Below are 24,233 nucleotides of genomic sequence, written 5' to 3'. Positions count from 1 at the left end.
TGGGGACATGTGTCGGGAAATCTCTGAATCTGGAAGGGACAATGATCGATCACTATGATGTGGTTGTGGTGGGCGGTGGCCATGCCGGGTGCGAGGCTGCGAGCGCTGCCGCGCGCGCCGGTGCCAGGACCGCGCTGGTCACGCTGCGCTTCGACACGATCGGTGTCATGTCCTGCAATCCGGCGATCGGCGGCCTCGGGAAGGGCCATCTGGTGCGTGAGATCGACGCCATGGACGGGCTGATGGGCCGCATCGCCGATGCTGCCGGCATCCAATTCCGCCTGCTCAATCGCCGCAAAGGCCCTGCCGTGCGCGGGCCGCGCACGCAGGCCGACCGCAAGCTTTACCGGCTGGCCATGCAGGAAGCGATTCGGCAGCAGAACGGTCTCGACGTCGTCGAAGGCGAAGTCTTGGATTTCGAGATCGAAGAAGGACGGATCGCCGCTGTGCTCCTGGCCGACGGGCGCCGGTTGGCGTGCGGTGCAGTCGTCCTGACCACCGGCACTTTTCTTCGCGGCCTCATCCACATTGGCGACAGGAAGATTGTCGCCGGGCGGATGAACGAGCAGGCGAGCCTTGGCCTGTCGGCGACGATGAGCCGCGCCGGTTTCGCGCTTGGACGGCTGAAGACCGGCACGCCGCCGCGGCTCGATGGCCGCACCATCGACTGGGCGTCGCTGGAAAGCCAGGCGGCCGACGAACATCCAGTGCCGTTCTCGCTGCTCACCGACACAATCAAGAATCCGCAAATCCATTGCGGCATCACGCGTACGACACCGGCGACGCACGAGCTGATCCGCGCCAATCTCGGCCGCTCCGCCATGTATTCCGGCTCGATAGAGGGGGTCGGACCACGCTATTGCCCGTCGATCGAAGACAAGATCGTCAAGTTCGGCGATCGAGAAGGTCATCAGATATTCCTCGAGCCGGAAGGGCTGGACGACGACACGGTCTACCCCAATGGCATTTCGACCTCCCTGCCCGAGGATGTGCAACTCGACATTCTCAAAACTATACCCGGGCTAGAGCGGGCGACCATGCTGCAGCCCGGCTACGCCATCGAATACGACCATGTCGATCCGCGCGAGTTGGAGCCGACGCTTGAGGCCAAACGTATTGCGGGGCTTTTCCTAGCCGGTCAGATCAACGGCACCACCGGTTATGAAGAAGCCGGAGCGCAGGGCCTGCTCGCCGGGCTCAACGCCGCGCGCAAGGCGGCGGCCGACGACCAAATCGTGCTCAGCCGCACCGAAGCCTATATCGGTGTGATGGTCGACGACCTCACCAGCCGCGGCATTGCCGAGCCCTACCGCATGTTCACTTCGCGGGCGGAGTTTCGCCTATCGCTGCGCGCCGACAATGCCGATGAAAGGCTTACGCCTCTGGCAATTCGGCTTGGTATCGTGTCGCCGGAGCGGACGCAGCGGTTCAATCAAGTCACACAGGATCTTGATAGGGCGCGCGAACTCGCAGCTGCGACAACGATGACGCCCAACGAAGCGGCGCGGCATGGGCTGGAGATCAACAGGGACGGCGTGCGCCGCTCCGCCTACGAATTGCTCGCTCATCCCGGCGTCAATATAGCCTGGCTGACCCGTGTTGCGCCGGCCTTTGGCGCAATCGACGTAAAAACCGCTGAGCGGCTCGAAACGGAAGCGAAATATTCGGTTTACCTTGATCGCCAGCAGGCGGATGTCGGACAGATCCGCCGCGAGGAAAGCCGGCTGATCCCGGCCTCGGTGGATTTCGCCGATGTTCCTGGCCTGTCCAATGAGCTGAAGCAGAAGATGCTAACGCGTCAGCCCCGGTCGATCGCTGACGCGCAGCGTATGGAAGGCATGACGCCGGCGGCGCTGGCCATCATCGTCGCGCACGTCCGCAACGCCGAATCGGCCGCCCAAAGGGCCGTTGCGTGAGCGCTGCCTCATGGGCGAGCCTGCAAGAGGCCGCGGGAACGGTTTCACGTGAAACATTCGATCGGTTGGTGACGTTCGAACAGTTGTTCCTGAAATGGAACCGCAGCATCAATCTGGCCGCGCCGTCGACGCTGGACGATGTCTGGGGCCGCCATATTCTGGACAGCGCGCAGCTGGCGCGAATCGCACCGCAGGCCAAACGCTGGGCCGATCTCGGTTCGGGCGGCGGTTTTCCGGGCCTGGTAATGGCCTTCCTGCTGGTCGAACGCGATGGCGCGTCGATCGATCTGGTCGAGAGCAACCGCAAGAAAGCATCGTTTTTACAGGCGGTCATTGGCCAGTTCGGTTTGCCGGCACGGGTCGTCGCCCGGCGCATCGACGACAGCTATGCGCTTGTTTCCGAACCGGAAATCATCACGGCGCGGGCGCTGGCCGCGCTGCCGGCGCTGCTCGATCTGTCGGCGCCGTGGCTGACCAAGGGATCGCGGGCGCTGTTCCACAAAGGCCGGGATTACCGCTCCGAGGTGGAAGAAAGCACTCACCGCTGGGCTTTCGATCTGGTAGAACATCCGAGCATGACCGACGCCCATGGCGTCATCCTCGAAGTGACCGATCTGCGGACGGCGTAAGCTCTCCTTCGCAACCTTGGCGACGCAATGAATACCTGGCCCACATGAATACCTGGCACAGACCCATGAAAACCGGACCTCGCATCATCACCGTCGCCAACCAGAAGGGCGGCGTCGGCAAGACCACCACCGCCATCAATCTGGCCACGGCGCTGGCCGCGATCGGCGAAAAGGTGCTGATCGTCGATCTCGACCCGCAAGGCAATGCCTCGACGGGTCTCGGTATCGACCGCAAGGACCGCACCGTCTCTTCCTACGATGTGCTGACCGGCGAACTGGGCCTGGAAGAGGCCGCCATTCCAACGGCGGTGCCCGGCCTGTCGATCGTGCCGTCGACGCTCGATCTGCTCGGCATCGAGATGGAAATCGCCTCGGCGCCGGATCGCGTGCTTAAGCTGCGCAACGCGCTGCGCGCCGCCACCGAGCGCGGTGCGCCGTTCGGCTATGTGCTGATCGACTGCCCGCCCTCGCTCAACCTTTTGACGTTGAATTCCATGGCGGCAGCCGATTCTGTTCTTGTGCCGCTTCAATGCGAATTCTTCGCGCTGGAAGGGCTAAGCCAGCTTCTGGAGACGGTCGAGCAGATGCGCCGTTCGATCAATCCGGATCTGATCATCCAGGGCATCGTGCTGACAATGTATGACGGCCGCAACAACCTCGCCAACCAGGTGGTGCAGGACGTGCGGGCACACATGGGCGACAAGGTCTACGAGACGATCATTCCTAGGAATGTGCGGGTGTCCGAGGCGCCGTCCTATGGCAAGCCGGCAATCCTCTACGATCTCAAGTGCTCAGGCAGCCAAGCCTATCTGCAATTGGCATCCGAAGTGATCCGCCGCGAGCGAAAATTGCGCGCCGCATGATTAGGCAGGGTCGATAAACAAAGCCGATCCGGCACCGAAACGATCATGAATCTGGAATTGAGATGAGCGAAGACCTTTCGAGAAAGAGACTGGGGCGTGGACTGGCGGCGCTGATCGGGGAGATCGACCGCCCGGTGGCAGCGGCCGAAAAGCCGGGCTTGAATGCGGACGGCAAGGTGCCGATCGAATTCCTGAGCCCGAACCCGAAAAACCCGCGCCGGCACTTTGGCGACGCCGACCTGACCGATCTCGCCCAGTCGATCCGCGAACATGGCGTGGTGCAGCCGGTGGTGGCGCGGCCTTCGCCGACGCAGGCCGGGCGCTATGAGATCATCGCCGGCGAGCGACGCTGGCGCGCCGCGCAGCGCGCCGGGCTGACCGAGATTCCGATCATCGTGCGCGACGTCAACGACCGCACGGCGCTCGAACTGGCGATCATCGAGAACGTCCAGCGCACCGACCTCAATCCGGTCGAGGAGGCGCTGGGTTACCAGCAGTTGATCGACGATCACGGCTACACCCAGGCCGATCTCGGCAATGTCATCGGCAAGAGCCGCAGCCACGTCGCCAACACGCTGCGGCTGCTGAAGCTGCCCGACGTCATCCGAGACATGCTGGTCGACGGCGCGCTGTCGGCCGGTCACGCCCGCACGCTGGTCACGGCGCAGGATCCAGCTGGGCTCGCCAAGCAGATTGTCGAGGAGGGGCTTTCGGTGCGCCAGGCTGAAGCGCTGGCGCAGATGCCGGCGGGCGGCACGCCGCCCAAGGCAAAACCATCACACGGCGTATCGGGCAAGGATGCCGACACGCTGGCGCTGGAAAAGCTGATGACCAACACGATCGGCATGATCGTCACCATCGAGCACAAGGGCAGGGGCGGCGCGATCCGCGTGGACTACCGCAGTCTGGAGCAGCTCGACGAGCTATGCCGGCGGTTGAAGGATGAGCGGTAGAGGGTTGGGGTTGCGCCATATTTAGCCGGCGAATGAAGTTCTGGCTTAGGATGAAGAAAGGGCTTGGCGGTTGCCGGCTCTTCTTTTTATTGGCGATTGCCGAAGGGATCGAACTGCTGATCTCCCCCCTTGAGGGGGAGATGGCCGGCAGGCCAGAAGGGTCGTCTCCCATCAAGCGCCGACCTCGTTTGTCGTTGCGAAAGGCGCCAGCGCTCCACGCGCCGCGACCCCCTCTGTCGCCTTTGGCGACATCTCCCCCTCAAGGGGGGAGATCACCGCTGCGCCAGCCTCGCGCTCTCCACCGCAATGCCGAGCAGCGCCTGCCGCGCCAGCGCTTCCGACAAATCCGGCCTGCGCCTAGTCTGCAGCACGGCCGATTGCAGCCGGTTCAGCGCGCGGCTGAGCGCCTCGACGTTCCAGCGCTCCAGCGCCTTCTCCACCAGCTTGCGCCGCGAGAAAAACACCGGCGGACGGGCGCCGGCCACTGCCGAGGCGGCGTTGCGGCCGGCGGTGTCCATCTGGCCGCGCATGACCTGAAGCTGCTGCAGCTGCCGCATCGCCGAGGACAGTACCAGGAAAGGATGGCCGCCGGACAGGCAGTGGCGGGTGAAGGCGGTGTCGAAGTCACCGATCCTGCCCTCCAGCACAGCATCGACCGCGTCGTCGAAGGAGGCGCCGGAGACGTCGCCGGACATCGCCCTTACGTCGTCGAGGCTGATGTCCTTCTGGCCGTGGGCATAAAGCACCAGTTTTTCGATCTCACCGCGTGAGGCCAACCGGTCGCCGCCGAGATTGCGGCGCAGCGCCTGGCGTGCGTCGAGCGCCATCGACATGCCGGCCTTGCGCAACTCGTCGTCGATGACGCTGTCGATGTCGCGCGCTTCATCGGCATAGCATGGCAGCGCCATGGCGTTGTCGGCCGCCTCGACCACGGCGCGCAGCCCGACGCCTTTTTTCAGGTCGCCGGCCTCGATGAGAATGATCGCGTCGCGCGCGGGCTCCGCGGTCAGCGCCTTGACGTCCTCAGCCAGCGGCTTCTGGCCGCTGGCGTTGCGCACCCACAGAAGCCGCCGGTCGGAGAACATCGGCACGGTGCGGGCTTCGTCCAGCAGCCGGCCCTGGTCGCGATCGACCTCCGCGCCGTCGAGCCGGACGACGGAGAACGGATCGTCGAGCGACAGGCCGGTTTTCGCGGCAAAGGCTTTGGCCCGCTCGGCGACCAAGCCGCGGTCGGGTCCGTAAAGCAGGACGATCGATATGCGCGCGTCAGGCTTCGCCAGCCACGAATCGACTTCGTATCCTTTTTTCTGCGCCATTAGCGGTGGTTAGCATGGGGAGAGGGCGGAGTGAACGTTCTCCAGAGAGTTCGAGACCCTATTGCCCTTCCTCTCCCTCCGGAGGGGGGAGAGGTGGCTCGGCGAAGCCGAGACGGAGTGGGGGAGCCACGTGGCAATCGCCGCGAACGGACAAAGGAAGGGCACTATCTCAAGCATTGCCTAGCGCCCAAGGGTCGACCCCCACTCCGTCGAGCTTAGCTCGACACCTCTCCCCCGATCACGGGGAGAGGAAAGCGCGAGTTCGCCGACCTTGGTGCCTTCATCTCTCCCGGAGGCCGTGAAGTGACTATCTGCCGGAAATCCTGCAAAACTTTGCGCCTAATTGCGCGCTGCTCCCCAACATCGACAAGAAATTTCGCTGACATATCTGCATCTTGGCGTCGCCTGCCGGCCGTGACGCCGGATGGGTTGCGGCGCCCCATGAATTGGCGCTGTGCCGGGCGCGCGGATGTGCAAATATCGACGCCAGGCAAATGGGAGGACCATGGTCATGACCGATGCTGGGATGTTGCGGTTTCATGTGCCGGAGCCGGAAGTGCGGCCGGGCGGAACGCCCGACTCCTCCAACGTGCCTATCCCCAAGGCCGGCTCGGTGCCGCGACCGGACATCAATGTCGATCCGCGCACCATCCGCGACATGGCGTTTTCGATCATCCGTGTGCTCAACCGCACCGGCGAGGCTGTCGGGCCGTGGGCCGGGCTGCTCACCGACGAGGAGCTGCTCGAGGGGTTGCGCCACATGATGACGCTGCGCAGCTTCGATGCCCGCATGCAGATGGCGCAGCGCCAGGGCAAGACCTCGTTCTACATGCAGCATCTGGGCGAAGAGGCGGTGAGCTGCGCTTTCCGCAAGGCGCTGATGCCGGGCGACATGAATTTCCCGACCTATCGGCAAGCCGGCCTGCTCATAGCCGACGGCTATCCGATGGTCACGATGATGAACCAGATCTATTCCAACGAGGCCGATCCGCTCAAAGGGCGGCAATTGCCGATCATGTATTCGTCGAAGGAGCACGGCTTCTTCTCGATCTCCGGCAATCTGGCGACGCAATACATCCAGGCGGTCGGCTGGGCGATGGCTTCCGCTATCAGCAACGATTCGAAAATCGCGGCGGCGTGGATCGGCGACGGCTCGACGGCCGAATCCGATTTCCATTCCGCACTGGTGTTCGCCTCAACCTACAAGGCGCCGGTCATCCTCAATGTCGTCAACAACCAGTGGGCGATCTCGACGTTTCAAGGCATTGCGCGCGGCGGCTCCGGCACCTTTGCCGCGCGCGGCCTCGGCTTCGGCATTCCGGCGCTGCGCGTCGACGGCAATGATTATCTCGCCGTGCATGCCGTGGCCAAATGGGCGGCGGAGCGGGCGCGGCAGAATCTCGGGCCGACGCTGATCGAATATGTCACCTACCGTGCCGGCGCGCATTCGAGCTCGGACGATCCGTCGGCCTATCGGCCGAAGACGGAATCCGACGCCTGGCCGCTCGGCGATCCGGTGATGCGGCTGAAGAACCATCTGATCCAACGCGGCGTCTGGTCGGACGAGCGTCACGCCCAGGCTGAGGCCGAAATTTTGGAGACGGTGATCGCCGCACAGAAGGAGGCCGAAAGCAACGGCACGCTGCATGCCGGCGGCAAGCCGTCGACGCGCGAGATGTTCGAGGGCGTGTTTGCCGAGATGCCGCCGCATCTCAGGCGCCAGCGCCAGCAGGCGGGAGTCTGACCATGCCGAGACGGACCATGATCGAGGCGATCCGCGACGCCATGGACGTGTCGATGGCGCGCGACGAACGCGTCATCGTCTATGGCGAGGATGTCGGCTTCTTCGGGGGTGTCTTCCGCTGCACGGCAGGCCTGCAAGCGAAGTACGGCAAGAGCCGCTGCTTCGATGCGCCCATCAACGAATCCGGCATTGTCGGCTCGGCCATCGGCATGGCCGCCTACGGGCTGAAGCCATGCGTGGAAATTCAGTTTGCCGACTACATGTACCCGGCTTACGACCAGCTGACGCAGGAAGCAGCACGCCTGCGCTACCGCTCGAACGGCGATTTCACCTGCCCGATCGTTGTCCGCATGCCGACCGGCGGCGGCATTTTTGGCGGCCAGACGCACAGCCAGAGCCCGGAAGCGCTGTTCACCCATGTGTCGGGGCTGAAGACGGTGGTGCCGTCCAATCCTCATGATGCCAAGGGGCTGCTGATCGCGGCGATCGAGGATCCCGATCCGGTGATTTTTCTGGAGCCGAAGCGGCTCTATAACGGACCGTTCGATGGCCATCACGACCGACCGGTGACGCCATGGTCGAAGCATGAACTGGGCGAGGTCGCCGACGGCCATTACACGGTGCCGCTCGGCAAGGCGGCGATCCGCCGGGCGGGCTCGGCCGTCACCGTGCTCGCCTACGGCACCATGGTCTATGTCGCGCAGGCGGCGGTGGAAGAAACCGGCATCGATGCCGAGATCATCGATTTGCGGACCCTGCTGCCGCTCGATCTCGACGCGATAGTCGCTTCGGTGAAGAAGACCGGACGCTGCGTCGTCGTGCACGAGGCGACACTGACCTCCGGCTTCGGCGCCGAGCTGTCGGCGCTGGTGCAGGAAAATTGTTTCTACCATCTGGAAGCGCCGGTGGCGCGCGTCACCGGTTGGGACACGCCCTACCCGCATGCGCAGGAATGGGACTATTTCCCGGGGCCGGCCCGTGTCGGCCGCGCGCTTCTCGAAACCATGGGAGCCTAGGGATGGGCGAACACATCATCAAGCTGCCGGATGTCGGCGAAGGCGTCGCCGAGGCCGAACTTGTGGAGTGGCACGTCAAGGTCGGCGACCTCGTGCGCGAGGACTCGGTGCTTGCCGCCGTGATGACCGACAAGGCGACGGTGGAAATACCTTCGCCGGTCGATGGCGAGATCCTGTGGCTGGGCGCCGAGATCGGCGACACGGTGGCGATCGGCTCGCCGATCGTGCGGCTGAAAGTGGCGGGGGAGGGCAATGTCGCCGAAGGCTCGAAATCGTCAGAGGTCACGGCGGCACCGACCCCCACCCCTGCCGGGGCGAGCCACGGGTTTCGCCCGTCCTCCGGACCCCCACAAGAGGGAGGCGTCTCGGCCACGAAATCCGACGCCAAGTCGCCACCACCTGCACCAGCAGCCAAAAGCGCACGGGCAGCTGAGACAGAATCCCCCTCCCCCTTGTGGGGAGGGGCTAAGGGTGGGGGTGCTGCGCCGACATCTAAAGGTGCGGCACCCTCCGGCGCGCCGCGCCCGGAGGGCGAAAAGCCCCTGGCGTCGCCCGCCATCCGGCTCAGGGCGAAGGAGGCGGGGATCGATCTGCGCCAGGTGTCGGGTACCGGCCCTGCCGGCCGCATCAGCCACGAAGATATCGAGGCATTCCTGGCACGCGGACCGCAGGTAGCGAAGGCGTCGGGTCTGGCGCGCAATGACAGCGTCGAGGATATCAAGGTCATCGGACTGCGGCGCAAGATCGCCGAAAAAATGTCGCTGGCGAAGTCACGCATCCCGCACATCACCTATGTCGAGGAGATCGACGTCACAGCACTTGAGGGGTTGCGCGCGGCGCTCAACAAGGAAAAGCGCAAGGGTGTGGAGAGGCCGAAGCTGACGCTGCTGCCGTTCCTGATGCGGGCGATGGTCAAGGCGATTGCCGACCAGCCCAACATCAACGCGCTGTTCGACGACGAGGCCGGCATCATCCATCAGCATGGCGGCGTCCATATCGGCATTGCCGCGCAGACGCCGTCGGGCCTGGTGGTGCCGGTGGTCAAGCACGCCGAGGCGCGCGACCTCTGGGATTGCGCGGCCGAGCTCAACCGCCTGGCCGAAGCGGCGAAGTCCGGCACGGCCAGCCGCGACGAGCTGTCGGGATCGACCATCACCATCACCTCGCTCGGCGCCATGGGCGGCGTGGCGACGACGCCGGTCATCAATCATCCTGAGGTGGCGATCGTCGGCGTCAACAAGATGATGGTGCGGCCGGTCTGGGACGGCACCCAGTTCATCCCGCGCAAGATGATGAACCTGTCATCGAGCTTCGATCACCGGGTGGTCGACGGCTGGGATGCGGCGGTGTTTGTGCAGCGGATCAAGGCGCTGATTGAGACGCCGGCGCTGATATTTGTGGATTGAGGGGCGGAACGACCGAGATGACGGCGGGACAGCGCCCCCCTCTGCCTTACCAGGCATCTCCCCCACAAGGGGGGAGATTGGACGTCACGCAGGGTTTCGCCAATCTCCATCGTTGCAGGAATGAGCGAAGCGAAGAAGCTGCTGATCTCCCCCCTCGTGGGGGAGATGTCCGGCAGGACAGAGGGGGGCGCGAAGGATCGCGACGGAACATTCCCTCGCATCAAAGGGTCACGCCATGAAAGAAATCTCCTGCAAGCTGCTGGTCATCGGCGCCGGGCCCGGCGGCTACGTCTGCGCTATCCGTGCCGGCCAGCTCGGCATCGATACGGTGATCGTCGAAGCTGGCAAACCGGGCGGCACCTGTCTCAATGTCGGCTGCATCCCGTCCAAGGCGATGATCCATGCGGCGGAAGAGTTCGAGAAGGTCGCGCATATGGCCGGCGGCAGCAGTCCGCTCGGCATTTCTGTGGCGGCTCCGGTGCTCGATCTCGGCAAAACGGTTGCGTGGAAGGACGGCATTGTTAGCCGGCTGACCGGGGGCGTTGCCGGGCTACTGAAGAAGGCCAAGGTCAAGACCGTCTATGGCTGGGCGACGTTCCGCGACGGCAAGACCGTCGCGGTCGAGACCGAGACCGGCACCCAGATCATCCGCGCCGAAACGGTTGTGATCGCCACCGGCTCGGCGACGGTGGAACTGCCGTTCCTGCCGTTCGGCGGCCCGGTGATTTCATCCACAGAAGCGCTGGCTCTCGGCGAGGTGCCGAAAAAGCTCGCCGTGGTCGGCGGCGGCTATATCGGGCTGGAACTCGGCATGGCGTTCGCCAAAATGGGCGCCGCGGTGACCGTGGTCGAGGCGCTGCCGCGCGTGCTGGCGCAGTATGATGCGGAACTGACCCGGCCGGTGGTGAAACGGCTGGCCCAGCTCGGCGTCGAGGTGATGCTTGGCGCCAAGGCCAAGGGGGACAAGGGCGACGCGCTGCTGGTCGAGACCGCGGACGGCAAGAGCACCAAAATCGCGGCAGACAAGATCCTGGTCACCGTCGGCCGCAAGCCGGTGACGGAGGGCTGGGGCCTCGATCAGATCGATCTCGACATGGCCGGCAAGTTCATCAAGATCGACGACCAGTGCCGCACCTCGATGCGCGGCATCTATGCCATTGGCGACGTCACCGGCGAGCCGATGTTGGCGCACCGGGCGATGGCGCAAGGCGAAATGGTGGCCGAGATCGTCGCCGGCCACAAGCGCAGCTGGGACAAGCGCTCGATCCCGGCCGTCTGCTTCACCGATCCGGAGCTGGTGACGGCAGGGCTAACGCCGGAGGAGGCGAAGGCTTCAGGCGAAATCAAGATCGGCCAGTTCCCCTTCGCCGCCAACGGCCGGGCGATGACGAAACTCGGCGAGGACGGGTTTGTTCGTGTTGTCGCCCGCGCGGACAACCATCTGGTGCTGGGCATCCAGGCGGTCGGGCAAGGCGTGTCGGAACTGGCGGCGGCGTTCGGCCTGGCGCTGGAAATGGGCGCGCGGCTGGAGGATATCGCCGGGACCATCCATGCGCATCCGACGCAAGGCGAAGGCTTCCAGGAAGCGGCGCTGAAGGCGCTGGGCCACGCGCTGCATATTTGAAGTGCGCTTACCCTCCCCCTTGTGGGGAGGGTCGATCCGCGTAGCGGAGCGGGGTGGGGGTCCTCGCCGACCGTCAGCGCTCACCCCCACCCCGTCTCGCCATCTCCGCTTCGCTCCGACCGCGAGCCGACCCTCCCCACAAGGGGGAGGGTGGCCGCTCAGCCGTTGGTTGTCGCAGATCAGCGGAATGTACTAAGTGTCGGTCCATGGACACCGGCCTGAAGAAATACATCGCCATACGCTACAACATCGCCGCTGGCTTCAAGCCAAGCCAGTGGGACGGAAAGGGCCGCGCCAATCTCGACCCGGTCTGGCTGGTCGAGCGCCTGGCGTTGTTCGACACCTATTGCGCGTCGTCGCTCGAAGGCCAGTCGCTGAAGGATTTTACCGTCCTTCTGGCGTTCGATGCCGATACGCACGAGAACTATATTCGCACCGTGTGCAGCTGCGTGGCCGGTGTCGACGTCAGGCCGATCCTTGTCGAGGCGGGCGAGGATTACAATGATCGCTTCAATGCCTTCGTCCAGGCCGATACCGATGCCGACTATGTTTCGCTCACGCGGCTCGACAGCGACGACGCGCTGGCGCCGACCTTCATGGAGCGCGTCGAGCACTACGCGCGCCGGGAGATCGAAAAGCGTGTGGTGGACCTGCAGCCGCTCTACATTGCCTTTCCGGACGGCCAGAATTTCGACACGGCAAGCGGACGCTACACGCACCACGACTATGTCACGTCGGCGTTCGGCACGCTGGTCGAAAGGAGATCGCCGGCGATGAGCGGCGTCTACAGCGAGCACCACGCAAAAATGGCGACGCGCTTCAACACCGTCGTGGCGGCATCGAAGGGCGCGCAATGGTGCATCGTCATCCATGACAACAACGCCGCCAACGTGTTGAGGGGGAAGCCGGTCTCGGGGCCCTCCTTCACGGTGGGCCGACCGGGTGTCGAACCCAAGGTGCCAGCGCGAAGGCAAAGCGCGCCACGACAGGCGACGCAGCCCCGCATGGCGCCGCGGACCGCAGGCAACTTCATCCGGTTTCTGCTCGGACGACCGATGGCTCTGCGGAAGTAGCGGGCGCTTCACCCTCCCCCTTGTGGGGAGGGTCGATCGCGGAGCGGAGCGGGGTGGGGGTCCTCGCCAACCGTCGGCGCTCACCCCCACCCCGTCTCGCCATCTCCGCTTCGCTCCGATTGCGCGCCGACCCTCCCCACAAGGGGGAGGGTGAAGTAGCTCAGCTTGCCAGCCGGCTTACCATCTCGTGCTGCGCATAAGCGCGCCCAAAACGATTGGCGAGAAACGCATCCAGCGCGATGTTTTCCTGCTTGACGAAGCCGGTCGCCGGCAAGGTGCCGTCGGCCAGCATGTCGAGCACGGCGCAGATGCCGGAGGCGGTGGTGATCTGGATTGCGCTGCGCACCTGGTTGCCGATGCGCTGCGAATAGATCTTGTTGGCGTAGGTTTCCTGCAGCAGGCGGCCATTGCGGCGGCCCGAGACGGTGACGAAGACGATGACCACATCCTGCAGCGTTGCCGGCAGGGCGCTCTCGAAGATATCCTTCAGCACGTCGCGGCGGTGGCGCAGGCCGAGGTCGTTGAGCAGCGCCTTCATGATCGCCGCGTGGCCGGGATAGCGGATGGTGCGGTAGTTCAGCGTGCGCACCTTGCCCTTCAGCGTCTCGGCCAGCGTGCCGAGCCCACCGGAGGTGTTGAAGGCCTCATAGGTGACGCCGTCGAGCGAGAACTCTTCGCGCTCCTCCAGCGGCGGCACTTCGATCAGCTCGCCCTCGACGATCGCCTCGCAGGGTTCGCAATATTCGTTGATGACGCCGTCGGTGCTCCATGTCAGATTGTAGTTCAGCGCATTGGACGGGTATTGCGGCAGCGCGCCGACGCGCATGCGAACGCTTTCCAGCGTGTCGAAGCGGCTGGCGAGATCATTGGCGACGATCGAGATGAAGCCCGGCGCAAGGCCGCATTGCGGAATGAACGCGCCCTTGCCCGAACGCGCCAGTTCCTTGACGCGGCGGGTGGAGATGACGTCCTCGGTCAAATCGAGATAGTGGACGCCGGTTGCGGCGGCCGCTTCGGCGATGCGTGTGGTCAAATGGAAGGGCGCGGCGCTCAGCACGGCGAAGGCGCCGGCAAGGGTGGCCTCGAGTGCGCCGGGAGTAGCGATGTCTAGCTCCAGCGACTCGACGCCGGTGGGGAGTTCGGCTGCTGCCAGCTGGGCGGCGGCGCGGTCGACGACAGTGACGTGGTAGTCGGCGGTGTCGGCGAGCATGCCTGCAATGGTCGAGCCGATCTTGCCGGCGCCGACGACGATGATTTTCTTCATGACCTTGCCCCTCGTGAAAACTCTTTGGCCCAAACTGCCGCGCGGTGGACGCTATGCCTTCAAGAATCGCAGCTTGCCTGCCGAAAGGAAGCGTGAAACTGTTCGAAACGAACCCCACAATTGATCAATACGCCGACAAGGCTCGTCGAAATGCTCAGTGACGCCGAACAAAAACTGCTTTCCCTGCTGCGCGCCAATGCCCGCGCGTCGACCACTGAGCTGGCGCGCAAGCTCGGCGTTTCGCGCACGACGGTGCAGAGCCGGATCGAGCGGCTGGAACAGCGCGGCATCATCACCGGCTATGGCGTGCGGATGGCGCCGGACTACGAGCAGGGGCTGGTGCGGGCGCATGTGCTGCTCACCGTTACGCCCAAGCTCGCCGACAAGGTGGTGCGGGCGCTGCAGGCGCTGACGCCGGTACGGACGCTGCACTCGGTGAGCGGCAATTTCGACATGATCGTCATCGTCGACGCGCCGTCGATCAGGGATCTCGATGCGTTGCTGGACGAGATCGGGGCGATGGACGGGGTCGAGCGGACGTCGTCGTCGATTATTTTGTCGACACGGATCGATCGGTAGGTGGAACGCATGAGCTGCTAATCTCCCCCCTTGCGGGGGAGATGGCCGGCAGGCCAGAGGGGTCGGTTCGACTGGGCTCGGCCTACCTGCCGCTGCAGAAGGAGGTTAGCGCTCCACGCGAGGCGACCCCCTCTGTCGCCTTCGGCGACATCTCCCCCTCAAGGGGGGAGATTAGCTGCTAAGCCCGCCGCCTTTCCGGCCCGCTATCCAGCCACGCCACATCCTCCGCCGACAGCTTGATATCCAGCGCCTTCAAACTGTCCTCCAACTCGTCCAGCGTGCGCGGGCCGATCAACGGCACCGACGGAAAAGGCTGCGCCAGCACATAGGCGAGCGCGATGTGGATCGGACTTTTGTCCAGGCGCTGCGCCAGCTCGATGGCGCGGTCGCGGCGGCCGAAATTTTTCTCGGAATACCAGACCCGCACCAGCTCCTCATTGTCCTGCTTGTCGCGGCCGGCGCGGTCGGTGAAGAAGCCGCGGCCCTGGCTCGACCAGGCGAAGTTGGGCATCTGCCTTTTCGTCAACCAGGATTTCCAGTCGTCGGTCGACGAGGTGATGCAGCCGGCCCAGATCGGTTCCAGCATCTCGGCCAGCGAGAAATTGTTGGAGAGCACGCCGGGCTTCTGCTTGCCGGTGCGCTCGGCATAGGCAATCGCCTCGTCCATGCGCGCCATCGTCCAGTTCGAGCCGCCGAACGGGCCACGGATGCGGCCGGCCTTGACCTCGGCGTCCATCGCATCGACGAATTCGCCGACCGGCACATCCGGGTTGTCGCGGTGCATGAAATAGAGGTCGACATGGTCGGTCTGCAGCCGGTCCAACGACTGGGCGAGCTGCTTGCCGATGACATCGGGATAGCAGAGCGGCGAGTGGGCGCCCTTGGCGATGATCACCGACTGCTCGCGCACGCCGCGATTCCTGAGCCACTGGCCAAGCAGCGTTTCGGTGTAGCCGGCGCCGTAGACATAGCCGGTATCGAACAGATTGCCGCCGGTCTCGAAGAAGGCGTCGAGCAGGATTGCGCCCGACGAGAAGGTGCGGAAATCCTCGAAGCCGAGCGCCACCACGGAGGCCGGCTTCGACAGGCCCGGAATCTTGCGCTTGCCAATGGCCGTGCCGCCGGTGCGCAGCGGCCGGCCCGAAATGGTGTTGGTTCGCTTAGCCGGCTTTTCGATCTCATATTCGAGCCCGACGGCGGCGCGCCATCTGTCGAGGACGCGCAGCGTGCCGAGGCTGTCGGCCCAGCCCATGCCCGGCCAGGCGAACTCCTGTTTGCCGGCCAGGATCGCCTCGCCGGCGGCGTCGACCTCGAAGGAATAGAGATGGCCGGTTTCGTTGACGCTGATGGTATCGCGCGTGTCGTCGGCGAGGATTACATCGATCCGGCCAGGGCCGCCATCGCGGTTGCCGCCGCCGGCGAACCAGAAATCCGGCACTTCGATGCGGCCCTTGGTGCCGAGGATGCGCAGCACATTGTCCTGTTTGAGCGAGATGCTGCAGGATACCTCGGCGACGATGCCACCGGGAAAATGCAGCAGCGCCGAGGCCCATTCGTCGACGCCGGACTTGCCGAGATGGGCGGTGCCGACAACCTTGTCCGGCTCGGCGAAGGGTTTTCCAGTCGCAGCCCCGGCAATCAGCCGCACCATCGAGACGGGATAGCCGCCGACATCGAGGATGCCGCCGCCGGCGAGATCGTTGGCGTAGAGCCGGTGCTCGGGCATGAAGCCCGGCATGGCGAAGCCGAAGCTCGACTTCATCAGCCTGACATCGCCGATGACGCCCGACTTGATGAGTTCCACCAGCTTCGCCGTCTGCGGGTGCAGCCGGTACATGAACGCTTCGCCGAGGAAGGTGCCGGCCTTGCGCGCAGCATGGATCATGGCGTCGGCCTCGAAGGCGGTCAGCGCCAGCGGCTTTTCGCACAGCACATGCTTGCCGGCTTCCGCCGCCTTGATTGCCCATTCGGCATGGCCGGGATGCGGGATGGCGATATAGACGGCATCGACCTCGGGGTCGGCGAGCAGCGCGTCGTAACCGTCGAGGATGCGGGCGCCGGGAAACGTCTCGGCCAAGCCTGCCTTGCCGGGATTGCGGGCGCCGAGCGCCACGATCGTGCCGGTGCGCGAGCCTGCCACGCCGCGGGCGAACGCTTTGGCGATGTCGCCGGGCCCAAGTATCCCCCAGCGGATGGGCGCGGTTGCAGTCATGGTCATTCTCCTTGCATAGCTGGAAGGTCAGCGCAGCCGCTGGCCGTTTTCATCGAACAGATAGGATTTGCGGATGGACACGGTGATCTCCTGGGTGTCGGGGACCTTTGCCGCGTCGCGCTGGATCACCAGGTCTTCGCCATGGGCGGTCCTGGCATAGATGAAGCTGGTGCCGCCGAGATGCTCGACCACGTCGATGCCGACTGTGAGGTCGGCGTCGCCTTCGCCGCCATTGCCGAAATGTTCGGGCCGCACGCCGACAATGACCTTGGCTCCTGTTTCGGGCACGGCGCCGGTCAATGGTTGCATAATGCGGGTCTTTTCCTCGCCCACCAGCTCGACGGTGACGCTGCTCATGTTGCGCCCGACGACGCGGCCCTTGATGAAATTCATCTTCGGCGAGCCTACAAAGCCGGCGACGAACTGGTTGTCGGGATTGTCGTAGAGATCGAGCGGCCTGCCGATCTGCTCGACATGGCCACCGCGCAGCACCACGATCCGGTCGGCCAGCGTCATCGCTTCGGTCTGGTCGTGGGTGACATAGATCATCGTCGTGCCGAGCTCCTTGTGCAGGCGCGAGATCTCGACCCGCATCTGGACGCGCAGCTCGGCGTCGAGATTGCTCAACGGCTCGTCGAACAGGAAGACTTGCGGTTCGCGCACGATGGCGCGGCCAATGGCAACGCGCTGGCGCTGGCCGCCGGACAATTGCCTGGGCCGCCGCGCCATCAACTCTGTGATGCGCAGGATTTCGGAGGCCCGCTTCACCCGCCGCTCGGTGTCCTCCTTGGGGTTGCCGGTCATCCTGAGGCCAAAGCTCAGGTTCTGCTCCACGCTCATGTGCGGGTAGAGCGCGTAGGACTGGAACACCATGGCGATGCCGCGCTCGGCCGGCTCGACATCGTTCATCACCTTGCCGCCAATGGCGATCTCGCCGCCGCTGATATCCTCCAGCCCGGCGATCATCCTGAGCAGCGTCGATTTTCCACAACCCGACGGGCCGACAAAGACGACGAACTCGCCATCGGCGATATCGATGTTGGCGCCATGGATGATCTCATAGACGCCGAAGCGTTTTACGACATTGGTGAGGGTGACTGCCGCCATATCGCTGTTGTCCCTACTTGACGGCACCGGCGGCGATGCCGGCGATGAAATGGCGCTGCAGCAGCACGAAGACGACCAGCATCGGTACGGTCAGCATGACGGCGCCGGCCATGATGCCGCCCCATGAGACCTTGGTCAGGCCGATCAGCGTGCCGAGCGCCACAGGGGCCGTCATCGCGCCGGGCTGGCTGTTGATCAAAAGCGGCCAGAGATAATTGTTCCACGAGGCGAGGAACAGAATGATGGCGAGCGCCGCCAGCATCGGCCGCGCCAGCGGCAAAGCGACGAACAGGAAGATGCGCCATTCCTTGACGCCTTCGACACGTGCCGCGTCGAAGAGGTCGGCCGGCATCATCGAGAAAGCCTGGCGCATGAACAGCACGCCCAGCGAATTGAACAAGGGGGGCACGATCAGCGCAACCCAGGTGTTGGCGAGCTGGAAGTCGCGCGCCACCATGATGAATTGCGGGATCAGCACCACCGCATAGGGCAGCGTGATGGTGCCGAGGATGATCGCCACCACCGCGCCCTTGCCGAAGAACTGATAGCGGGCGAGCGCCCAGCCGGCCATCGAGGTCAGCAGCACCGAGAAGAAGGTGTAGGTCACCGCCACCGCCACCGAAATGCCGATGGCGCCGACGAAATTGGTGTCGCGCTGCAGGTTGTTGAAGTTGTCGACGAAATTGCCGTGCGGCAGAAGCTCGATGCCGGGGCTGAAAATGCCGTTGTCGGGCATGGTCGAAAACACCACCATCATCCACAGCGGAAACAGCCAGATCACCGCCAGCGGCGTCAGGACCAGATGCAGCAGGACGCTGCGGCCGAGCCGGCGTTGCGACAGCGAACTCATTTCGGCTCTCTTGTCAGCCACAGCTGCACCAGCGTGATGGCGATGGCCAGCCCCGCCATGGTGTAGGCGACGGCCGAGGCGTAGCCGAAATTGAGCGAACGGAAGCCCTGGCGGTAAAGCAAGAGGCCGAGCGTCTCGGTGCCGCCGCCGGGACCGCCGCGCTCGGTGATCAGGAACGGCTCGGTGAAAAGCTGCATGGTGCCGATGATCGACAGCACGGCGCAAAACACGATGACCGGCTTGAGCAGCGGCAGCGTTATGTAGAAGAACTGCTTGAGCTTGCTGACGCGGTCGAGCGTCGCTGCTTCATAGACGTCCTCGGGGATCGACTGCAGGCCGGCAAGCAGGATGATGGCGTTGTAGCCGGCCCAGCGCCAGGTTACCGCGATCATGATCAGCGCCATGGCCGGTGTGACGTTGGAGAACCAGTCGATCTTGGCCAGGCCGACGCCGGCGAGAAGCTTGTTGATGATGCCGAAATCCAGGTTGAACATCAGCCGGAACACGGCGGAATAGGCGACCTCGCCGACCACCACCGGAGCGAAGAAGGCAAAGCGGTAGAGGCCACGTGCTTTCAGCAGCGGCGAGTTCAGCAGCACCGCCATGATGATCGCCAGCGAGATCATCACCGGCACCTGGATGACGAGGATGAGCAGCGTGTTCTTCAGCGCGTTGAAGAAAGCGGGGTCGCCGATCAGGCGGCCCCAGTTGAACGTCGGCGCAAAGCGCCAGGGCACCGTGCGCGTCGCCTGGAAGGAAATCATGAACGAGGAGATGATCGGCCACACCCAGAAGATGGCAAAGATGAGAAGGTAGGGCGTGAGGAAGCGATAGGCCGTGGCGTTCTGGTAGCGCATGGTTTCCTCCTCCTTCCTCTTTCCCGGTTGATATCCGGCGTGTTGTTAGCCGGCGGATGCCGCCGGCAATTGGCGATCTGTTGGGCGAGAGCGTCCCTTTCCCCGTCACTATACGGGGAGAGGATGCCGGCAGGCAGGTGAGAGGCAGCGCCAACGGTCCGGCAAATTGCCCTATATCTGGCCCGCCAACATCTCCGCCTTGGTCACTTGATCGGCAGTCCCGTCGCCGAAGCGATCTGGCTGGCGGCGTCGTCGAGGGCGGCCTTGGCATCGGGATAGCCGCCGCCGAGATATTTGGTCTGCACGGCGCGCATGATGATTTCGGCGTCGCTCTGGAACGGCGTGCCGCGGCTCGGCACCACCTTGGGCAGCGTGGCGAGAATGTCCTTCCACACCGCCTGGCCGCCCCAATAGGGCAGGCCCTGCGAGACGTAGGGGTCGTCGAGGGCCGAGATCAGTGACGGCACCAGGCCGAAATCCCTGAGCATGGTAATCTGGCCTTCATTGGTCTCGAGCGTGTATTTCAGATAGGCGTAGGCGGCCTCCTTGTTCTTCGAGGCCGAGGTGATGGCGAGCGACGAGCCGCCGAGATTGGCCGCGCGGGGGCCGTCGGCGGTCAGGCTCGGCATTAGGTAGACACCCCATTTGCCGTTTTCGCCGGCGGATTCGGTGCGGATGGTGCCCTCATACCAGCCGCCATAGACCTGGGTGGCGACGGTGCTGGCGGTGTTGTTGGTGATCTTGGTGCCCCAGTCGGCCGACGAGATGATGCCGGCGTCCTTCATGTCCTTGATCTTGGCCAGCGTGTCGACGCATTTCGGCTGGTTGACGGTGATCGACTGCCCATCGGCGGCGAAATAGCCGCAGCCCTGTTCGTTGGAAATCATGCGGAAGAATTCGGTGTCGCCGTTGAAATCGGCATTGGTCATGGTGACGCCGGGATTGGCGGCCTGGACCTTCTTGCCGGCGGCGATGAAATCGTCCCAGGTCTTGATCGAGGCCGGATCGACGCCGGCCTTCTCGTAGAAGTCGCGGCGGTAGAAGGCGGCTACCGGGCCGGAATCCCACGGCATGGCATAGGCCTTGTCGCCGACCTCCAGTTCGGTGCGCTTGAAGTCCGGGAATTTCTTCTGGTCGTCGGCGGTGTAGCCCAGCGTGTGCAAATCGACGAAGCAATCGGGGAACTGGCTCCAGTAGTTCTCGGCCTCGCCGTTTTCGATCGAGACGATATCGGGCAGGCCGACGCCGCCGGCCGCACAGCCGGCGATCGACTTGTCATAGGTCGGCTGGTTGCCGAGATCCTGAACGGTGACCTTGACGTCGGGATACTGCTTGTTGAAGCCGGCCACCGTGGCCTTCAGCGACGAAGCGGCGATATTCCAGCTCCAGATCGTGATTTCGCCGGACTGCGCCAAAGCCGGGGCTGAGCCCAGGCCAAGCGCCAGCGCGGCACAGATCAGTGTCGTGCGCATTGAAATCCTCCCATTTCATTTGCTCTCTCTTCGCGAGCATGGCTAGACTAGGCGGCGCGGAAGGCTTGTCCCTGACAACGGGAATAAAAGATGGGCGGAAAGTAAGATGCCGGAACGGCCGTTTTACCAGCCTGGCGCCAGCAGCGTCGAAGGCCTGCCGATGGCTTTGCAGATGTTTCACAACCATCCGCTGGTGATGCTGAAGCCGCATTGGCATGCCCAGGTCGAGGTCAATTTCATCGTCCGCGGCAGCGTGCACTACCGCATGAACGAGCACGAGATCGCGCTCACGGCGGGCGACATGTGCCTGTTCTGGGGCGGGCTGCCGCACCAGATGGACGATCTCTCCGACGACGCCATCTATGCCGGCGCGCATCTGCCGCTGGTGCATTTCTTCCGCCTGCACCTGCCGACGGATGTCCGCCACCGGCTGATGACCGGCGCCACGCTGGTGACATCGGCGACCGACCAGGCCGACCATCACAATTTCGAACGCTGGAACTGCTATTTCCGCTCGGGCGATCCGGCGATAACCGAGCACGCCGTGAACGAGCTGCTGCTGCGGTTGGAGCGGGTGCGCTTCGAGCCCTACCGGCTGGTGCCGGAAACCGCCATCGGCCAGGAACCCGGCGGCCCGTTCGACCAGCAATCGCTGCGCAATGTCGGGCGCATGTGCGACTTCATCGCCGAGAATTTCCTCTACGACATAGACTGCGTCGACATTGCCGCTGCCGCCGACATCCACCCCAAATACGCCATGAGCATTTTCAAGAAATCGACCGGCATGACGCTCAACGAATATATGAATCTGCTGCGGCTGAGCTACGCGCAGGCGCTGCTGATGCATGAAGACGCCAATGTGCTGCGCGTCGCCATGGATTCAGGCTTTGGCTCGCTCAGCGCCTTCAACAAATCCTTCCGCAAGCTGGCAGGGATGTCGCCCTCGGATTTTCGCCGGGGTGCGGTGGGCCGATAGGTTCAACGGTCATCTTGATCAACCCGCAGCCGTTCCGGGTGGAAACATGTGCAAGGCTAATCGCGACCGCCTTTGTCGGATGCTATCATCAACTTGGAGAAAGTTGTCAGCGACTTCGCGTTTCATGAGCGCCTTCCCCCACTCCGTCGCTGCTTCGCAGCGCCACCTCTCCCCCGTCGATCGGGGGAGAGGTGTCGAGCGAAGCTCGACGGAGTGGGGTCGACCTGGCTCTGGCGTTGTCATTTCAAGCCGGGACCGGTGCCCTCCGCCCGAGGAAACCCGACAATTACCGCCAGCCCAGGCCGGCGATCCTCCAGCGCAATCGTTGCACCATGCAGGTCGGCGATGGCCCGCACCAGGCTGAGGCCAAGGCCGCTGCCGGGCGTGGTGCGGCTGGAGTCGAGCCGGTAGAGCCGCTGGAACACTTTTTCGCGCTCCTGCGCCGGGATGCCGGGGCCATTGTCGGCGACCTCAGCCAGAATGCGGTCGCCTTGCCGCCGCACCGATAGAAGGATCGCCGTGCCATCGGGGCAATGCCGCAGCGCGTTCTCAACCAGATTGGCAAACAATTGCGTCAGCAGGTCGCGATCGCCGTGAACCAGGCATGGCCTGCCGTGAACGATCGTGGCCGACAGCGACTTGCCGTCATCCTCGGCGACACCGGCATAGATTTCGGCAATGGCATCGATGACGCCGTTGAGGTCGAGATCGACAAAGCGCGCCTTGCGGGCGCCGGCCTCGATCTGGGCAATACGCAACAGCGCATCGAAAGTCTCGTTGATCTGCAGGCTTTCCCCTCGTGCCTCCGCCAGCTCATCGGCAACGGCCTCACCCCGCGCGGTCCTGTCGGCCGCAGCTTCCAAAATCATCTGCAGCCGGTTGAGCGGCGTCTTCAGATCATGCGCGATGTCGGCGCTGACCTGGCGCATGCCGTCCACCAGCGCCGCCAGCCGCTCCAGCGCGGCGTTGACCTGGCGCGAGACGCCGTCAATGTCGTCGCCATTGCCGAGCAGTGGAATGCGGGCGTCGAGCCGGCCGTTGGAGACATCGTCCATGGTGGTGGCAATGCCGTCGAGGCGACGCTGCACACGCGACGCCAGCAAGGCGCCGCCAGCCACCGCCAGCCCTGAAATGATCAGGGTGGCCCAGCCGAAGCTCATCAAAACGATGCGTTCCAGCTCCTCGGTTTCGGAGAGCGAGAAGGCGATTGTCAGGCTGTTGGGCCCGACCGAACCGGTCCAGGCGCGGTACATAGTGTCCGGCGCAACGCCTGGCAGGGAAGCGGCAAAATCCGAAAAGCCATCGGGAAGGTCGGCGGCGGTGAAATTCCCGGCCAGGCGATTGCCGGCGGGATCGGTGAGCGAGAACAGCTGTTCCTTGCTCGGGCTGAGCGCGGCGTGGCTGTCGACTGCCGAAACCAGATCCTCCCGGTCGTTTCCGGCATAGGTCACCGCCACGACCGAATAGGTCTCCTTGACCGACTGGTCGAGCTGCTCGGCAAGATCCGCGCTCATCAGCTGGTAGACGATGGCGCCTGACAGGATGAAGGCGAGCACGAACAGCAAGGCGAAGGTCAGGGCCAGCCGAAACGGCGTGCTGCGCAGCAGGCTCGGCCGCTCTTCAGTCATGCAGGCTGTAGCCAGTGTTGCGCACGGTGTGGATCAACGTGGTTTCGAACGGCCTGTCGATCTTGGCGCGCAGCCGGCTGATATGGGTTTCGACGACGCTGGTCCTGGGGTCGAAGTGAAAATCCCAGACCCGTTCCAGAAGCATGGTGCGGGTGATGACGCGGCCCTCGCCGCGCATCAGCACTTCGAGCAGGCTGAATTCGCGCGGCTGCAGGTCGATCGCCTGGCCCTGCCTGGTGACGCGGCGCTGGATCAGGTCCATTTCGAGGTCTGCTATGCGCAGCGTCGTCTTCTGCTCCTGCACCGCAGGGCGGCGGCCGAGCGCGTTGATGCGGGCGAGCAGTTCGGAAAACGCGAAGGGTTTTACCAGATAGTCGTCGCCGCCGGCCTCGAGCCCCTCGACGCGATCGTCGACGCCGCCGACCGAGGTGAGAAAGATCGCCGGCGTGCGCACACCCGCTGCCCGCACCGCCTTGATCATCGACAGGCCGTCGAGGCCGGGCAGCATGCGGTCGACGACGATCACGTCATAGGCGTCGCGTGTCGCAGCAAACAGCGCGTCATGTCCGTCGCGCAGCAGATCGCAGACATGCCCGGCTTCGCTCAGGCCCTTGACGACATAGTCTGCGGTCCTGGGGTCATCCTCAACAAGGAGAAGTCGCATCTCTGTTCCGGTCTGTTGCCGAGGCTTTGCCAGAGCGGCATGCTAGCACCGGCGGCGGTCCGTTCCTAGAATATCCGCCGGCGC

Annotated in this window: 20 protein-coding genes; 11 read left to right on the top strand and 9 right to left on the bottom strand. The window is 64.2% G+C overall.

All coding sequences use genetic code 11. The features are described from left to right. Positions 1-41: 41 nt before the first annotated feature. From mnmG to NKH54_RS28300, 4 genes are all read left to right on the top strand, one after another. The gene (mnmG, locus tag NKH54_RS28315; RefSeq protein WP_353029438.1) at positions 42-1,916 is read left to right on the top strand and encodes a tRNA uridine-5-carboxymethylaminomethyl(34) synthesis enzyme MnmG; all 1,875 of its coding nucleotides are present in this window, start codon (positions 42-44) and stop codon (positions 1,914-1,916) included. Further along, positions 1,913-2,545 carry a 16S rRNA (guanine(527)-N(7))-methyltransferase RsmG gene (gene rsmG, locus NKH54_RS28310; RefSeq protein WP_353029437.1) on the top strand — a complete coding sequence of 211 codons (633 nt, stop codon included), beginning with the start codon at positions 1,913-1,915 and terminating at the stop codon, positions 2,543-2,545. The genes mnmG and rsmG overlap by 4 nt, the downstream gene beginning before the upstream one ends. 65 nt (positions 2,546-2,610) lie before the next feature. Then, positions 2,611-3,408, top strand: a complete 798-nt coding sequence (locus NKH54_RS28305; RefSeq protein ID WP_353029436.1) for a ParA family protein — start codon at positions 2,611-2,613, stop codon at positions 3,406-3,408. 62 nt (positions 3,409-3,470) lie between these two features. Further along, entirely contained in the window at positions 3,471-4,361 is an 891-nt protein-coding gene (locus tag NKH54_RS28300) for a ParB/RepB/Spo0J family partition protein (RefSeq protein ID WP_353029435.1), read from the top strand. Positions 4,362-4,633: 272 nt separating this feature from the next. Here NKH54_RS28300 and holA read toward each other — a convergent pair whose 3' ends face one another. Next, positions 4,634-5,677, bottom strand: coding sequence for a DNA polymerase III subunit delta (holA, locus tag NKH54_RS28295; protein WP_023750940.1), 1,044 nt, complete (start codon positions 5,675-5,677; stop codon positions 4,634-4,636). 511 nt (positions 5,678-6,188) lie between these two features. Between holA and NKH54_RS28290 the strand changes: the two genes are divergently transcribed. The 5 genes from NKH54_RS28290 (at position 6,189) to NKH54_RS28270 (ending at position 12,540) form a co-directional block, all read left to right on the top strand. Beyond that, on the top strand, positions 6,189-7,421 hold the full coding sequence (locus tag NKH54_RS28290; RefSeq protein WP_353029434.1) for a thiamine pyrophosphate-dependent enzyme: 1,233 nt from the start codon (positions 6,189-6,191) through the stop codon (positions 7,419-7,421). A 2-nt stretch (positions 7,422-7,423) separates the two neighbouring features. After that, entirely contained in the window at positions 7,424-8,437 is a 1,014-nt protein-coding gene (locus tag NKH54_RS28285) for an alpha-ketoacid dehydrogenase subunit beta (protein ID WP_023687603.1), read from the top strand. 2 nt (positions 8,438-8,439) lie between these two features. Further along, complete coding sequence (locus tag NKH54_RS28280; protein WP_353029433.1) at positions 8,440-9,843, top strand: dihydrolipoamide acetyltransferase family protein; 1,404 nt, start codon at positions 8,440-8,442, stop codon at positions 9,841-9,843. Positions 9,844-10,078: 235 nt separating this feature from the next. Continuing rightward, entirely contained in the window at positions 10,079-11,467 is a 1,389-nt protein-coding gene (gene lpdA, locus NKH54_RS28275) for a dihydrolipoyl dehydrogenase (RefSeq protein WP_023715717.1), read from the top strand. A 206-nt stretch (positions 11,468-11,673) separates the two neighbouring features. After that, positions 11,674-12,540 (top strand): glycosyltransferase, encoded by an 867-nt coding sequence (locus NKH54_RS28270; protein ID WP_023707473.1) that lies wholly within the window; start codon positions 11,674-11,676, stop codon positions 12,538-12,540. A gap of 160 nt (positions 12,541-12,700) precedes the next feature. Here the strand turns inward: NKH54_RS28270 and NKH54_RS28265 are convergent, their stop codons facing one another. Continuing rightward, a complete protein-coding gene (locus tag NKH54_RS28265) occupies positions 12,701-13,804 on the bottom strand; it encodes a saccharopine dehydrogenase family protein (RefSeq protein WP_023736719.1) in 1,104 nt (367 codons plus the stop codon). Positions 13,805-13,954: 150 nt separating this feature from the next. On the opposite strand from NKH54_RS28265, the gene NKH54_RS28260 reads away from it, so the two are divergent. After that, positions 13,955-14,383, top strand: a complete 429-nt coding sequence (locus tag NKH54_RS28260) for an Lrp/AsnC family transcriptional regulator (RefSeq protein WP_353029444.1) — start codon at positions 13,955-13,957, stop codon at positions 14,381-14,383. Positions 14,384-14,561: 178 nt separating this feature from the next. Here the strand turns inward: NKH54_RS28260 and NKH54_RS28255 are convergent, their stop codons facing one another. The 5 genes from NKH54_RS28255 to NKH54_RS28235 form a co-directional block, all read right to left on the bottom strand. Then, complete coding sequence (locus NKH54_RS28255; RefSeq protein ID WP_353029432.1) at positions 14,562-16,595, bottom strand: aldo/keto reductase; 2,034 nt, start codon at positions 16,593-16,595, stop codon at positions 14,562-14,564. A gap of 27 nt (positions 16,596-16,622) precedes the next feature. Continuing rightward, complete coding sequence (locus NKH54_RS28250) at positions 16,623-17,702, bottom strand: ABC transporter ATP-binding protein (RefSeq protein WP_027050448.1); 1,080 nt, start codon at positions 17,700-17,702, stop codon at positions 16,623-16,625. A gap of 13 nt (positions 17,703-17,715) precedes the next feature. Further along, positions 17,716-18,552: a carbohydrate ABC transporter permease gene (locus tag NKH54_RS28245; protein ID WP_023742035.1), complete on the bottom strand. Its 837-nt coding sequence runs from the start codon at positions 18,550-18,552 to the stop codon at positions 17,716-17,718. After that, the gene (locus tag NKH54_RS28240; protein ID WP_023672163.1) at positions 18,549-19,409 is read right to left on the bottom strand and encodes a carbohydrate ABC transporter permease; all 861 of its coding nucleotides are present in this window, start codon (positions 19,407-19,409) and stop codon (positions 18,549-18,551) included. The genes NKH54_RS28245 and NKH54_RS28240 overlap by 4 nt, the downstream gene beginning before the upstream one ends. 203 nt (positions 19,410-19,612) lie before the next feature. After that, complete coding sequence (locus NKH54_RS28235; RefSeq protein ID WP_353029431.1) at positions 19,613-20,881, bottom strand: ABC transporter substrate-binding protein; 1,269 nt, start codon at positions 20,879-20,881, stop codon at positions 19,613-19,615. A 106-nt stretch (positions 20,882-20,987) separates the two neighbouring features. Here NKH54_RS28235 and NKH54_RS28230 point away from each other — a divergent pair, with 106 nt between their 5' ends. Further along, positions 20,988-21,857, top strand: coding sequence for a helix-turn-helix domain-containing protein (locus tag NKH54_RS28230; protein WP_353029430.1), 870 nt, complete (start codon positions 20,988-20,990; stop codon positions 21,855-21,857). 239 nt (positions 21,858-22,096) lie between these two features. Here the strand turns inward: NKH54_RS28230 and NKH54_RS28225 are convergent, their stop codons facing one another. Both NKH54_RS28225 and NKH54_RS28220 read right to left on the bottom strand, forming a co-directional pair. Beyond that, positions 22,097-23,485, bottom strand: coding sequence for a HAMP domain-containing sensor histidine kinase (locus tag NKH54_RS28225; RefSeq protein WP_353029429.1), 1,389 nt, complete (start codon positions 23,483-23,485; stop codon positions 22,097-22,099). Continuing rightward, positions 23,478-24,149 carry a winged helix-turn-helix domain-containing protein gene (locus tag NKH54_RS28220; protein ID WP_353029428.1) on the bottom strand — a complete coding sequence of 224 codons (672 nt, stop codon included), beginning with the start codon at positions 24,147-24,149 and terminating at the stop codon, positions 23,478-23,480. The genes NKH54_RS28225 and NKH54_RS28220 overlap by 8 nt, the downstream gene beginning before the upstream one ends. Positions 24,150-24,233: the final 84 nt, after the last annotated feature.

The sequence above is a fragment of the Mesorhizobium sp. M1004 genome (assembly GCF_040318795.1).
Lineage (GTDB): Bacteria > Pseudomonadota > Alphaproteobacteria > Rhizobiales > Rhizobiaceae > Mesorhizobium.
The sequence above is the reverse complement of the archived record's forward strand: the minus strand, read 5'-3'. Positions and strand labels throughout refer to the sequence as shown.

Bases quoted from the DNA above. Each gene is read 5' to 3' on its own strand.
- NKH54_RS28225 (WP_353029429.1), bottom strand. From the start codon at position 23,485: ATGACTGAAGAGCGGCCGAGCCTGCTGCGCAGCACGCCGTTTCGGCTG.
- mnmG (WP_353029438.1), top strand. From the start codon at position 42: ATGATCGATCACTATGATGTGGTTGTGGTGGGCGGTGGCCATGCCGGG.
- NKH54_RS28240 (WP_023672163.1), bottom strand. From the start codon at position 19,409: ATGCGCTACCAGAACGCCACGGCCTATCGCTTCCTCACGCCCTACCTT.
- NKH54_RS28260 (WP_353029444.1), top strand. From the start codon at position 13,955: ATGCTCAGTGACGCCGAACAAAAACTGCTTTCCCTGCTGCGCGCCAAT.
- NKH54_RS28270 (WP_023707473.1), top strand. From the start codon at position 11,674: ATGGACACCGGCCTGAAGAAATACATCGCCATACGCTACAACATCGCC.
- holA (WP_023750940.1), bottom strand. From the start codon at position 5,677: ATGGCGCAGAAAAAAGGATACGAAGTCGATTCGTGGCTGGCGAAGCCT.
- NKH54_RS28235 (WP_353029431.1), bottom strand. From the start codon at position 20,881: ATGCGCACGACACTGATCTGTGCCGCGCTGGCGCTTGGCCTGGGCTCA.
- NKH54_RS28230 (WP_353029430.1), top strand. From the start codon at position 20,988: ATGCCGGAACGGCCGTTTTACCAGCCTGGCGCCAGCAGCGTCGAAGGC.
- NKH54_RS28245 (WP_023742035.1), bottom strand. From the start codon at position 18,552: ATGAGTTCGCTGTCGCAACGCCGGCTCGGCCGCAGCGTCCTGCTGCAT.
- NKH54_RS28255 (WP_353029432.1), bottom strand. From the start codon at position 16,595: ATGACTGCAACCGCGCCCATCCGCTGGGGGATACTTGGGCCCGGCGAC.
- NKH54_RS28290 (WP_353029434.1), top strand. From the start codon at position 6,189: ATGACCGATGCTGGGATGTTGCGGTTTCATGTGCCGGAGCCGGAAGTG.
- NKH54_RS28265 (WP_023736719.1), bottom strand. From the start codon at position 13,804: ATGAAGAAAATCATCGTCGTCGGCGCCGGCAAGATCGGCTCGACCATT.
- lpdA (WP_023715717.1), top strand. From the start codon at position 10,079: ATGAAAGAAATCTCCTGCAAGCTGCTGGTCATCGGCGCCGGGCCCGGC.
- NKH54_RS28305 (WP_353029436.1), top strand. From the start codon at position 2,611: ATGAAAACCGGACCTCGCATCATCACCGTCGCCAACCAGAAGGGCGGC.
- NKH54_RS28250 (WP_027050448.1), bottom strand. From the start codon at position 17,702: ATGGCGGCAGTCACCCTCACCAATGTCGTAAAACGCTTCGGCGTCTAT.
- NKH54_RS28300 (WP_353029435.1), top strand. From the start codon at position 3,471: ATGAGCGAAGACCTTTCGAGAAAGAGACTGGGGCGTGGACTGGCGGCG.
- NKH54_RS28220 (WP_353029428.1), bottom strand. From the start codon at position 24,149: ATGCGACTTCTCCTTGTTGAGGATGACCCCAGGACCGCAGACTATGTC.
- NKH54_RS28280 (WP_353029433.1), top strand. From the start codon at position 8,440: ATGGGCGAACACATCATCAAGCTGCCGGATGTCGGCGAAGGCGTCGCC.
- NKH54_RS28285 (WP_023687603.1), top strand. From the start codon at position 7,424: ATGCCGAGACGGACCATGATCGAGGCGATCCGCGACGCCATGGACGTG.